Origin of the sequence: Candidatus Clavichlamydia salmonicola (assembly GCF_015356765.1) — a bacterium.
Taxonomy (GTDB): Bacteria; Chlamydiota; Chlamydiia; order Chlamydiales; family Chlamydiaceae; genus Clavichlamydia; species Clavichlamydia salmonicola.
Window position 1 is genome coordinate 1 of the sequence record NZ_WTCQ01000010.1, and the last position, 14,103, is coordinate 14,103.

The 14,103-nt window shown below is 30.6% G+C and carries 6 protein-coding genes; all 6 read right to left on the minus strand.

Going from position 1 to position 14,103, the window contains the following annotated elements:
* Positions 1–3,010 (minus strand): hypothetical protein (locus CLAVI_RS05125; protein ID WP_194844525.1); only part of this gene is annotated, 3,010 nt, incomplete at its 3' end.
* 75 nt (positions 3,011–3,085) lie between these two features.
* Positions 3,086–6,493 (minus strand): hypothetical protein, encoded by a 3,408-nt coding sequence (locus CLAVI_RS05130; protein WP_194844526.1) that lies wholly within the window; start codon positions 6,491–6,493, stop codon positions 3,086–3,088.
* Between the two features lie 115 nt (positions 6,494–6,608).
* Positions 6,609–9,665, minus strand: coding sequence for a hypothetical protein (locus CLAVI_RS05135; protein WP_194844527.1), 3,057 nt, complete (start codon positions 9,663–9,665; stop codon positions 6,609–6,611).
* A gap of 117 nt (positions 9,666–9,782) precedes the next feature.
* On the minus strand, positions 9,783–11,060 hold the full coding sequence (locus tag CLAVI_RS05140) for a hypothetical protein (RefSeq protein WP_194844528.1): 1,278 nt from the start codon (positions 11,058–11,060) through the stop codon (positions 9,783–9,785).
* Positions 11,061–11,167: 107 nt separating this feature from the next.
* Positions 11,168–12,175: a hypothetical protein gene (locus CLAVI_RS05145; protein ID WP_194844529.1), complete on the minus strand. Its 1,008-nt coding sequence runs from the start codon at positions 12,173–12,175 to the stop codon at positions 11,168–11,170.
* A 106-nt stretch (positions 12,176–12,281) separates the two neighbouring features.
* Positions 12,282–14,103 (minus strand): hypothetical protein (locus CLAVI_RS05150; RefSeq protein WP_228547651.1); only part of this gene is annotated, 1,822 nt, incomplete at its 5' end.

Sequence of the window (14,103 nt, forward strand, 5' to 3'; positions counted from 1 at the left end):
GGACTGCATTAGTTGTTTTGCTTATTTTGTCTTTTAATACTTGTTCAAGCATCGAAGGGCCACTCGTCGAAGGTATGTCTCCGTCTAGTGAATGAGTTACTAAAGCAAGCGTTTTTTGAAGAGTTTGCAAAGGGTTATTTTCATGTGGACATATAGTGAAATCTTTATAATATTTTTTAAAAAAGCTGATAGAGTCATTAAGGCCTTGAAATAAAAGTATAAGCATTTTTTTACTATCGATGGATTCTTTTTTAGTAACCAAGGGAGATTTGTAGTGAAAAATAAAGTTGTTGTGGGTGTGTTTATCGCATAGAGTTGCGATATGTTCAGAAGTTTTACTGATTGAATAACGACCATTACCATAAGCATGCACTGGACTTAGAGTGCTGCATTGTGTGTGATAGGAAAGTGTAAAGATCGAAGAGGGTTCTCCTAGACTTGAGTGGTTTTTAAGATTTTTTTTCTGTACAGTAAGAAGAGGAAGTAGGTAAAGAGGGCCTTTATTCTCGTTGACTGTTGCTTCTGCTAGATGAGGATCTCTTTTTAATTCATTTTGGGTTAATTGATTAAGTATAGATGCGTTACTTATTAAAGGTAAGGTGAGACCTAATAAAATAGACTTTTGTTTTAAAGCATCAATAATATTAGTAACTTCTGTAAGTTTTTTTCCGTTTTTTGAAAAGATATTATGCTTCGTATAATAAAAAAAATTCTCATATAATCCTTGGTGTAAAATTAAAAGAAGTTCTTCAATGGTGGTAATTTTGTGAATGTTTTTTGGGTTAAATGGATCTGGAATAAATGTAATATTATCAATTGAAGAGCAATTTAAGAGGGTATGAGCAGATTTAATTGTTGCATTGAGGGAAAAGGAAAGCTTATCTTTTAGTCCAGAGAAAGATTGATTGAGCTTTGTTGTATAATGTATGTGATATCGATTCTTGTAGTGTTGAATAACAAATGCATGACCAATAAAATGCTGTTTTTTACTTATTATAGCAGGAGTATTAATTTCTAAAAGAGGGTTATTAGTTATTGAAAAGTCTGTTTTAGAAAGAGAAATATCTTTATTAAGATTAGAGTTTGCAAGAGTTTTTAAAATATCTTCCAATATAATATAGATTTTAGAACATACATTCAATGTTGGGTATAGTGGTTCTAGGTATTTTTTAAACATTTGTTGGTTATATTTTGTTAATAAATATAAAGAGGGAATTAATGCTGCAACATCAGCATTTTTTTCAGATTTTAAGATAGGATTATCAGTAGCAGTGACGTTAACAGAGGTTAAAGTCAATAATTTTTTGATGTATGTAAGCGTGGATTTGAGGCAAATATGTTTATACCTTAAGAGAGTGTTCCATGTGTCTTGAAGATAAAGGTGTTTTTCTATGCAGAAGGTTGTTTGATTATGAATAGTATATAATCTCATGTGATAATGAGTGCAGGCGCAGGTTTTTATTGGTATGCTGCTAGATATAGGGCTTCCATAAGGTGTTATGAGGTCGAGTAAGATTTTTGAATGTGCAGAAGGGTTGACTTTTTCTTTAACATGGGTGCAAAAATTATTATTGATTAAGTCTAATAATAGTAGGAATTCAGAATGTGTCTGTGTTTTAAGATTAGATTTTTCTTTGAAAAAGAAATAATTATTTTTTGTTAACAGATAAATTATTTTTAATGTTTCTGTTTTTGAGTTTGCCCATTTTAATGGAATTTCTTTAATATTTAAATTACATGTATATCCAATTGCGTTTTTTAGGTAGTTCTTTATCTTTTTTATAAATTTAGAGGGGTGAACAAGTCGATGATATTTTTTTATATAAATCTGAAACATACCATTACTTAGGCAGGTAGGGGTAAGAAAAATATTTTCTTTAGCAAGGGATTTTTCTGTAAGAATATTTGAACGGACAGCTACTTTATCTTGTATATCTGTTTGTTCCTTAATAATTTTTGGAAAAGTTTCTTTTTCTGTGGTTTCTATGATTTTTTGAGTAAATCCTACATCTTGTAAGCTTAAAGTAATTTCTTTGGTTAAAAGTTCATGATGAGCAGTAGATGCCATCCATTCGTTCTTATCAACGATAAGAGAAAGGATATGTTTTTGTTTATTAAGTAAAGATAAAAGTAACAAAAGTGATTGGTGGTGTAGGTAAGAGGGTGAATGTTGTTGAGAATTTTCATCAGAAGGGTCTAACAGATAGATTTGGTTAGTAAGGACTAGATCAATTCCTTGGTATAAATGTTCTAGATAGATGTTAGGGTCCATTGGATCTATATGCGTAAATTGGAAATGTTTATTTCCTTCTAAAATATTTATGCAGATAAATTCTGTAGTAGATTGAGAAGAGTTAGTATTTAAAGTAGGTGGTACTGTTACTGTCAAAGAGTTGTCTTCTGCATGAAAAAAAGATTCTGAATCTATTACAGGTAAGAAATCTGCTTCTGGTAATTTAAACAGTTCCTCAAGAGATGTTAAGGAGTCGTTGCTAGAAAAAGAGGTACTGTTTTCTTCAATATCTAGGTGTATTTTTTTGTTGTGTAGGGAAGTCATTAATGGAGAGCCAATTCTTTTGATAGATCGTTGAAGAAAAGTTGTATTGGATTGCAAAGGTGCTTCTACAGTTGTAAGAGGGGGATTAATAGAAGGAAGATCTTGCTGAAACGAGGACAGATCAGCTCTAAAGAAGCATAGATTCATAATGTTATTCAGCTTTTCTATTGGCCCTTGGCTCTCTGAGGTAATACCAGCTTCATTGAATGATTCTATTAGTGGGATCATGACGTCTTGTAAGATTGCAAGAGTATTTTGATGCAAGCATAAATCTAGTGGAAATGATACAGGTACTGCTGCACAGGGCATATGTTTAGATATAATTTGTTGCACTAATTCATTTAATAAAGAAATTTTTTCGGAGCTTAGTGGGCCTTCTGCTTCTTCAATAATAAAAGAAGATGCCTCTGATCCTACTGTGGGGGTGAGGTAGTTAATGATAAAATAAGGCATGCTTAATAAAAATATAAAAAATTTATCTTTTATAATATCAGAGTTGAACAAAAGATATAATATACAAAAATAAGTTTATTTTGAATTTGTTAATTTAACTGACGAAGGAAATGAAAGATCTTGCTGAGAGATCGCTGTATCGAGTAATTGTTGCAGTTTGGATCTGCCGGGGGTTGAAATGAATTTTTCATCTAAATGCTCAATTACAAGGGCGATGGTGTTTTTAAGGTCTTCTTGAAGGTGATAGCTCGAGGTTATCTTTAAAAAATTAGGGTAGTTTTTAGTATAAAAGAGAAGGCCATCTTTAAGAGCTACTGATAACAATTTTAATAATTCTTGTTTAGTAGTCATTATTTTTGCGCTTCCAATTTCTCGAATATAATAGAATAAGTCTGTGGCTTTAGCTTCAGTACATAAAGATTTAATACATGTAAGAGTATTGTGAAAAGAGAGACGTCCATGCGCAAAGAGGTGTTGTGCAGAAAAAATATTTTTTTTGTAAGAGTATGCAAATGTGTAAGAAGTAATTACAGGCAGAGTATGTTTTTTGGTAGTTGTAAGTTTAAATAAAGGTAATATATGCCCAGGTTTATTACCTTTGATGATAGGTTTAGTTTTGAGATGAGAGATTGATGGATTGTGTTTTTGTTTAGCAAGAGCAGTTATTTTTTCCAGAAAACATGCCCCTTGGACTATTGGTAGTGTGACATTTAGAGAGTTTGCTTCCTGTGTTATTTGGTGAATGATAGTGTTGAGTTGAGATAAGATTATGTCCTGTTTTTTCCTTGGTAAAAATATATCTTTATGATTTTTGTAATAGAAAAAATTCTCGGAAAGTCCTTGATAAAGTACTTGTAGAAGATGAGCGTGGGTTAAGACAGTTATTGATGTTGTAGGCATTTCTGGGTCGTTGAAAAAGAAGATTTGGGGAGAGACGCTTTTTAATAATATGAGTGTGTTTTTTAGCGTCAAAGATAGAGATAGGAATACCTTATGTCTAAGGTGATTGTGATTATGATAAATTTTGTTTCTGTAGTAAAGGTGGTATAAAGGCGTTGTTGTTGTGAAACATGGTTGAATGGAAAAGAGTGATGTAAAGTAGTAAGCGTTGCTTTCTATAGATGGAAAAGCAGTATTTATTAGTGTTAAAGGGTTTGTTGTCTTAGAAAGATCTATTTTAGGGAGTGTTATACTATGATTAGTCGCTTCATTTTCTAGGAGTTGAAGAATATTGTGTAGAATTTTATTTGTGTTTATATACACTGGGAATTCTGAGTATGCAGGAGCAAAATATTTCATAAACATATCTTGGTTGTATTGCATTAGTGTGTATATATAAGGCAGCAATTCTACAACTTGAACCTGGTTCTGATCTGGGGCATTTAAGATGCCATTGGCTTTTAATTCGACTGTACCTAGTTTTAATACTTTTTGAATAGTACACAATAAGATAGAAAGGTATTTTTTCTTATGGTGCATTATATCTATCCAAGTTAGCTCAGGATAATTATGTGTATCTATACAAAGAAGAGTTTGTTGATAGCGATGTTTTAATTGTATTTGATAAAGAGAGCAACAACATTGTTTTTTCCCTATATCAGAGCATGGAATGTGTTCTTTTATGTTAAAGAGATTAATTAAAATCGAAGAATGTTTATCAGGATCAACTGTTTCTTTAGTGTGTTTGCAAAGATTCACATTGATTTCATTCATTAATGCAATTAATTCGCGTTCATTATTATTTCTAAGATTTCCTTTAATTTTATAATTATAATAATTAATACTTGTTATTATATACAGAGCTTTTAATAATTCTATTTTGTCGTAACTCATTCTTAATGAAAGTTCTTGAATAGGTTCAGCTACAATATATACAATTGCTTGTTCCATGCATTTTTTAATATTTTTTAAAAACTTAGCGCAAATAAGTTTTTTTTTGGCGCGATGTATATGAATTATCGCTTCTTGTTTTTGAGAAAATGTTACCTGAGCAAATATACCATCACTTAACAGTGAAGAAATTTTTCCAGAAGATGTTTTTGCTAATGCTAAGGAAGTAGGAATAGAAGAAGAAGTTAGTGTACTGTTGCCACTGGTTGTTGTTTTTTTAGAAGAGCATTTTTTCTTTATAGGTAATACCTTAGGTTCTAATGAAGCAGCTATTCGTTCTTTTTGAGATGTTTCAGATAAATCAATAAATTTGCTATCTGGAGTAGTTAAAAAAGGTATTGCTGGAGTGAAGAGCTCAGATGAAGTGTTGAGCAGGGCTTGACAGCTAAAACCTTCTGTTAATAAAGATTCAGTGATATTGTATATAAGAGAGTTATGTTGTTCTTTGGTAAGCAGTTTTTCTTCGCTGTCAGGTATGAGTTGAAAAAGGTTATTATTTGTTTGTAATAAGTCTAATAATGTTTGTAAAGTGTAATGATGGAGATGGGCTCTGGATTTTGTTTCGGGGCTTTTATTCGAATGATCAGAAAAAAATATATGATTTTCTAAAATATAGATAGCATCTCCATGGATAGATTGAAGATAGTGGGTTATATCTCTAACCACTTGATTTACTAGAATAAATCGATTGTTTTTTGCTGATATTTCAATCATAGGAAGAGTGTAGGTATTTTTTTCTAGCTGAAGCATCGTTTTTAATGAAGATTGATTAATAAAGGTTGAGTTGTTTGTTTGAGATAAATCTAATGCTTTGTTTTCTAGTAGGGGTGCAATTTTTTCTAAATTGATAGTCTTTAAGCATATGGGAGAATAGGCTTCAGCATTTGTTTCAGGTTGTGATGTAAGCGTTTGATACGACTCTGCATTACATTCTATAGAAGTAATTTGGGTATGACTTTTCTCTGAGTGTGGTGCGTTATCAATAACACTTAAATTATTTTCTTCAACTGAAGTCCATTCTTGGTTATCTATGAAGGCTATAGCTTCTTCTAGATCAAAAAAAGGTTCAGAGGTATTTTCTAAGAGAAGCAAGGCTTCGTCCAAAAAGGTCAGTGTGGGGTTATTGTTTATTGGTGATGGCGGTTCTTCTGAAAAAGGCATTACTTTTTGTATCTTGCTGCTAACGGACAATAGTTTTTGAGATCTTTTTCTAGAGTGTTGAGATTGAGGTGTAGGTGGGGTTTGTTGAAATAATGATAAATCTACACTAGGTAAGTAAGTATTTATAAAAGATTGTAGATCCTGAAGGGCTTGTTTTGTAGTTGGGGTTAAAAGATCTTTGGTTTCTATTTCTAAAAAAGGGCAGAGAGCGTCTTTTAGGATCTCAATGGTGTTATTGTGTACAGAAGTATTTAATGGGAATGAAGATGGTACTGAAGTACAAATAGCATGATGATTAATAATATGTTGAGCTATTAGTCTAAGAGAATTTAGTTTATCTGCATTTAATTCTAAATAAGCTTCTTTAATAGCAAATGAAAGCTCAGAACCTGGTGATGAGGTTGTTGGTTGATCAAGAATAAAATAAGGCATATAGCAAAAAATATTGAGTCTTTAACGAATTTATCAAAGTATAACGAAAAAATTATAACTGAATAGAAATAAAAAACATGTTTAAAATTAATATCATTAATGAATATTTATTTTTTTAATCAGAGTTTGATTCATATTGCTCATTTTCTGAGATATCTTTTAAGCTAGGGTAACAGTTTTTTTGATTAGAAATTCCTCGTAGCAAGATTTGTTTAAGTATAGAGGTTTTTAAAGGAGGAAGATCATCTTTTAAATCTTGTTTTACAAGTGCAATAGCTTCTAAAGTATCTTCTTTTACTTGATACAATAAGGTCTTCTGCATAAGGGTAGGATAGTATTTGCACAGGAAATTCAGATTATCATTCAATCCTGCATATATAATTTTTAAAGCTTCTTTTTTGCTCACAAGCGTGGAATGCGGCGAAAAAGGAGGGGTATATTTTATTTTTTCAGTAGCATTTTTCTGTGCTAAGCACAAGTGTTTAATAATTTTTAGATTAGAAGTTAATGTGTTACGAGGATTAGTATAATTATGAGATGCTGAGATAGAATTTATTCGTAATTGATAAGTGAGATAATAAGTTATTACAGGGATGTCAGAGTTTTTGGAATTGAAAGCTATGCTGTTTTTTATGCAAAATATAGGGGTGATATAATTTATTGTTTCTTTTGAGGGCTGAAAATCTATTTTTTTTAACTTTTGTGAGAGTTTATTTTTTTTTGTTTCTGGATTAGCTACCAAGTGAGCAGCGAATTTTTTAAGAGTGGTTGCGTTTACAATCATGGGGAGCAGTACTCCCCGACTAGATGCTTTTTCTTTTATTGTGTTTAAAGCTAGTTCAAGACTTTTTAATACAATCGATTTTTTATTTCCTGATAATAATTTGTGATGATTCTCTTTATAATAAAAGAAATTTTCGCTAAATCCTTTGTATAAAATTGTAACAAGATGAGCATTATCTTGAATTTTTGTTGGAGTTTTAGATTGAGTAGGGTCTTCAAAGTATATAATATTAGACAATGGTGTATCTAATAATTTGAGATAATCTTGTGAAATAGCAAGTAATGATTTAGAGGTTGCGTATTTTAGGTCTATAAGACTGAGGATATGTTTATGCATGTAAGACAAGTAATAATACGATCCATGGCGTACGATGCTAAAAAAAACAGATGAAAAGCTTATTGCTTGTTCGCTTATATGTGGCTTTGGATTGATTTGACATAAAGGATTAGTGCTTTCAATAGGTTCTGAATCAGAAATATCTGAATCATTAGAAGTTGCTTTTTTAAGACGCTCAAGCATTTGGTTAAGAAGGTTTAAGGTAGAAGAATATCGTGAAGAAACGTTTTCTAAATTCTGCTGATGTGCTTGGAATGCCTGTTTATTATATTTCATTAATAAGTGTAATTGAGGAATTAAGGAAGTGATAGGCACTGCTTTTTGATCTTCTATTCCTAGAATTTGATTTGCTCGAATCGTTACAACGTCTAATTTTAATAAGGATTTTATTGCTTTGAATATTTTATGCATATACTTCAATTGATTCTTTAATAAATCCATCTTTGATAATGTGGAGTAATGATTAAATTCTATTATTAATAAGTGTTCTTTTTGCTTTAATTTTAAGCGTAAATGGTAGTGGATAAATGTGTAAGTTTTTGCACTAGCATTGCTATCTGTAGTTTTAGAAAATAGGTTTAATAATAAAGAGGAGTGCTCATTAGGATTAACTTCTAGGCCCATTTTCTCGCAAAAAGCTGCATTAATTTTATCTAAAGTCAATTTTAATGCTTGTTCATTATGTGGTTTTATTTTTACTAATTTTTTATAAGAATGGTAATTATTATTAACTATTATATAGAGAGCTTGCAATACATCTGTTTTTTTATCACTTGATTGTAATGGAAATTCTTTAATAGGTTTTAAGCAAGTATAGAAAGAGGCATTTTCTAGGTATTGATTAATTTTAGCTAAGATAGGATTGCAGGAAGGAAATTTTTTTCCTGTGTGTACATCTATATAGAAAGCAGCAGTATTGAGGGTATAAGCTGTTAAAAAAATTGTGTGATCATTTAGCGATATGGAGGGTATTGATTTCTTATTGTTAGAGGATTCAATGCTATATATCGATTGAGGACTTGGGGCTATATTAGCAGCTTCTTCTAGTGAAGAATCTTGAAGGGCGGTTTTTTGTAGTTGATTGATTGTTTGTTCTGTAAATCCTTCTGATTTTAAAGATAGAGAAATGTCTTGAATCATGAGTGTAAATTCTTCTTTAAGAAGAAAACGTTCCATTTCATTAGGTATTTGGTTAAAAAGAAAGTATTGGTTGCTGAGTAAGAATAAAAGAGCTGATAATGTGTTATGATATGCATGAATTGTTGAAAGAGGGGAGCTTTCTTGCCCAGAAGTAAGATATATTTTTTCTTCTAATACATATTGGGCGCCTTGATAAAGGTGCTGTAAGGCTCCTAATAGATCATGGGTTTTTGTATGAGAAATTATAAAACGCTTGCGTTCTGCCATGATTTCAATTATAGGGCATTCAAAAGTAGGCAAAATACTAGGCCCTGGTGGATCAAAACAAAAGTCTTGAGGGTCGATGTGTAAGTTTGGGGCTTGATAATCACAAAGTAAAGTTTCTATATCAAGGAATAAATCTTCATCCTTCTTACTTACATTAGTACATTGTTTTTTTGTACATGTCATATCTTGTAAAGGAGATCCAGATCTTTTTTTTGCACCTGAACTTATTTCTTCGAAGTTAGTTAAATTTTCTTCAAGGAAAGGGCTTTTTACAGTTGTAATTAGTGGTAAAGGGTGAACAAATTCAAGAGCATTAGATTTAAGTAGACATGAGTTAATAGCACAATTTAAAGCAGATATATAGGTTTGATTTTTTAAGGTGATCTCGACTTCATTTAAAAGCGTTGTTAAGGGAACAAGCACATCTGTAACAATATTAAGAGAGTTACTGTGGCTTAATGGGTTTAAAAGGAATGAAGAAGGCACAGCAGTACAAGGGAGATGTTTTTTAAAGATTTCTTCTACAAGCAAGGTTAAGGTTTGAATTTTTTCTAAACTTAAGCTTTCTTGAAGTTCTTGGACAATAAAAGAGTTAGGAGTGCTAGCTTCAAAAGTCTGAGGATAACTTAGTGTAAAGTAAGGCATAAAAAGAAATTTCTATAAATATTTTCAGAAACAATAACATTAAAAAAAAAAACTGTAGGTTAAATTATTACTATAGCCCTTTTGAATATTTTATTTATTGAGAAGTAGGATTTATCTCTAATCTTGTATTTTATCATCCTCAATGTCTTCTAAGGAATATTGAGCTATTTTTTTCAGTATAAGAGCGTCATCAATGCTGGGTAACTGTAGGTTTACTGTAGCAGCATTCTCTTTAATTTTTTCAATAACCTCCTTGAGTTGTGATAGTATATAACTTTTCTTAGGAAGAGTTAATAAAAGATCTTGATGTTCTTGATAGTATAAAAGATTTTCACAACATCCTTCATATAAAATTTTAAGCAATTGATCCTTAGTTGTCACTGAACTTAATGATGTTGGTTGGAATGGATCGTTAGTGAATGAAATTAAAGATACAGGCTGATCTAATAATGCATAAATGTGTCGTATTGTAGATAAAAGAGCATGAGCTGTTGTGCTTTTAAGCTCCTTATGATTTTTATTTTTTTTTGTTTTATAAGACAAAAAGTATGAAAAACCATCATGAGCTTTATAAGCATTTACCTTAAAGAGATGAGAAAAAAATACAGGCTGGCTTGTTGGATAAGTGCATTTTTCATTAATTATACAGAGGGGGTTTTCAGCTTTATTAGGCATAGCATCAGATAAATCATCATCAATTTTTTTCTTAAGGAGTTCTTGTATTTCACAAAGATATAATTGAGTGTTTTGGTATCTTGAAGATGTTTGTAATGCAAGAGGGCAATATAGATTAAAAACTTGTTGATTATATTTTGTTAATAAATGTAACTGAGGAATTAATGCATCTACAGATACAGATTTTTCATCTTTTAGATCCAAGATGTTATTAGCTATTATGTTTATGTGATCAAAAGTGAGTAATTTTTGAATTGTAGTAAGCATTTTTTTTGTGAGGTGCATTTTTTCTTTCAGAAGGTCTGCCCAATTCGATTTTAGATAATTACTTGGTGCAAAAGCTATTGTGGAACGATATTTTTCTTTTGTAAATCGTATTTGATAATGGGTAAATCCACAGATTTTTACAGGTTCAGAAGATGAAGGCCTGTCTAATTTTGAAGGGAGTAAATTTAATAAAATACTGGAGTGCTCCAAAGGAGTGGGCTCTACTTGCATTTCCTGACAAAAAGCTATATTGACCTTGTCTAAAAATTGCAATAATGCTTCTTCATGAATAGTTCTGAGCTTGCCCTTTTCCTTGTATGTAAGATAGGAGCTTTTAGCGATTAAATATAATACTTTTAGCAATTCTTTTTTGTCGTCGCTATTTTCGATAGCAACTTCTTTAATCTTTATATGGCATAGATAATGAGTAGCATATTGTAAATTATGATCCAAATGTTTTAATAATTCAGTGCAGATAGGATATTTTTTTGCTGTCCAAGGGTATATTTCACAGCATTTTGCTTCGGCATTGTGAATTTTAAGAAAGCATGCTTCTTGTGCTAATGAAATATTTGGTAAATGCTGTATTTTTTATTTTTTTTCTTTAAAGAAGAATTGCAAATTTTTTGAGTTGATTCTTTTTTTTTATGATGAGTTTTTGTACTTTGAGTAGGTTGATTGCTAACATTTGATTCTTTTAATACACTTATTAGATGTTGTGTGAGGGTGTCATGATCCTTTGTTAATTGAAAGTATTGTTCATGATCAACGATTGAAATTAGTAGGTGATCTTGACTATTAAGTAGGGATAACATGGTTAGCAAAGTGTTATGAATAGCATCAGCTGTTGATGAGAGAGCCTCATTGTTATCAATGGTGTGATAAATTTTTTTGTCTAATACATTCTGAATGCTTTTATGAAGAAGTTTTAGCTCTTTAATTGGATCATTAGTTTTTTTGTTGATAATCTTAAAACAGTTGCTGTCTTTCATTACTTCAATGATAGGAACTAAGGTGCTTACTTCAGGAGTAGGTAATTCTATATCTGAAAAAAAATCATCATCAGTAATGTTTACAGCTGGTGCTAGATAGTCTTCTAGCATAGTTTCTATTTCTGTCGAGGCAGTTCGTTGTTTTTTTTCTGAAATTACATCGCCTAAATGAGATCCATCTCTTTTCCAATAACTTATGATTGCTTCTGTGACTGATGGTAAAGGCTGATGAAATTCAGATGAATTAGATTTAAGTAAGCAGGAATTAATAGAACAATTTAAATCTGCTATAGAGGATTGAGTTTTTGGGCTGATTTCGACTTCATTTAAGAGCTCTGATAATGGAAAAAGTACATCTTGAATAATTTTGTAGGTGTTTGTATGTAAAGATGGTTCTAAAGGGAATGAAGAGGGAACAGTTACACAAGGCAAATGTTTATTAACTATATCATGAACTAATAAGGTTAATTCTTGAATTTGTTTAATACTCAAGGATTCAGAGCTCTCTTTGACGATAAAAGATGAGTGAAGAGCTGTTTTAGAAGTGCTAGGATAGCTTAAAGTAAAATAAGGCATAAAAAAATATCATTTCAATTTTTTTTTGATTAAACGAAATAACGCTAAATTGTAATTTAATAGATATTTTTTGTTTAAACTATTTTTAAATTATTTTCTATCCTTTTTATAGATCTTCTAGGTCATTTAGGCTAGGAATTGTTTGTTTATACTGTTTAATGCCATCTTGTAATATGTTTTTAAGTATTTCAGAAGGTGCTGAAGGAGGGATTGGCTCTCCCAATAGTGTAAGCCTGTTTTTTATGAGCGTAATGCTTATAGAAAAGTCTTCTAGGGGCTTATATTTTTCTGTATTTTCAATTAATGCTGGGTAGTATTTAGATAAAAATGCACAATTATTTTCTATTCCTGCCAATGCTATAAGTAGCATTTTTTTTAGATCAAGAGTCTCTTTTTGTTTGTTTAATGGATTTATAAAAAAGAGTGGAGGTATCTCAGAAATGGATTTTTTACATAATAATGATAACACTTGTTTTGTTTTATAAAAAATTTTTCTGCAATGATAGTATCCTTTAGACTTATTGGTGGCATTAGTTATTAGAGAATAAGAAAGTGTATAATTAAGAGCTAAAGATGTAGAAGTGCTAGAGTTCTTCGATGTTTGAATGCTGAATACAGGTATTAGATGAAAGACTTTGTTTGATGTTTCAGTGAATATAGATTTTATAAATGTTTGACCATTATCAGTTGTGAATGATGTCTTGTTATGGATGAAGGGCTGTGGTTGTTTGATGGAACAACTTAAGGTTAAATGTTCTAGTATGGAGTGAGATGTGATTATTGGTAATATTGTATTACATTCTTTTGCTACAAATTTTATATATTCCATAAGCTTTTTTAATTTAGTTAGTAGTGAGGAAGCTTTTGAAGGTGGTAAGATTTTTGTTTTATTGTGTTTATAGAATGAATAATTTTCAGAAAAACCTACATATAAATTGTTAAGGAGATCAGCCTTGTTGTCTATGAGGGAGATTTTTTTACGCTGGGATTGATTAGAAAACATGGTAAATTGTTGAAAAGGGGAGTCTAGTAAAGTATAAGCAAATTCTATAGATTGAGTTAATGCGAAGAAAATAGCATGCCTTAATTCATGTAAGTTTTGATTATGTTTAAGGGTGTAAGAAAGGTTGTAAGAAGGCGAAATTTTGAATTTTAAAGAATAAATTAAAAATACAGGGGCAAAAAAATGAGGTCTTTCTTTTGAAATTGATATAAACATTTTGCAAAGAGGATTTTCATCTGTTGTAGGCTCTATATTAGTTAAGTCTGTAACGCTAAAAGGGGACTGTTTTAATAATTCTAAGCTGCTTGAGATGGAAGCTTGTATATTTTGGTATATAGCAAAAGAGTGAAATGATTCTTCAAAACAATATTTGAACAGGTTTTGATTATATTTCATTAGTAAATATAAAAAAGGAATTAAAGAACTTATGGAAGCTGATTTTTGTTTTTTTATATCAAGAAAGGAGCATTTTTCTACTGCCACAGTGTTTAGGGTCAATAATTTTTGGAAATGTAGGTGTATTTTTTTTACATGATTTAATTTGACTTTCAGAAGATTGTTTACTGTTATAGAAGGAAGGTCGTAAAGTTCAAAAGATAAGGCAGGTGTTGTTGGCGTATTTTTTAGGCATATGAAATAGTGTGGACAGGAAGATATGTTATTCTGTGCATCTGCAGGATATAATTTTTTAATAGCAGAAACAAGTTTTACTAAAATAGGAGAGTGCTCATCAGGATTACATGGACAACCAACCTCTACACAAAAAGATGCATTTAATTGATTTAATATGGAGAGAAATTGTTCTTCGTAAGCCTGCTTTAGTTTAATTTGAGATTTATATATGAAATAATTATTCATAACACAAAAATAAATAGCTTTGATTAGTGCTTGTTTACTTTTATTGTTTTTTGTTTCTATTTCTTTT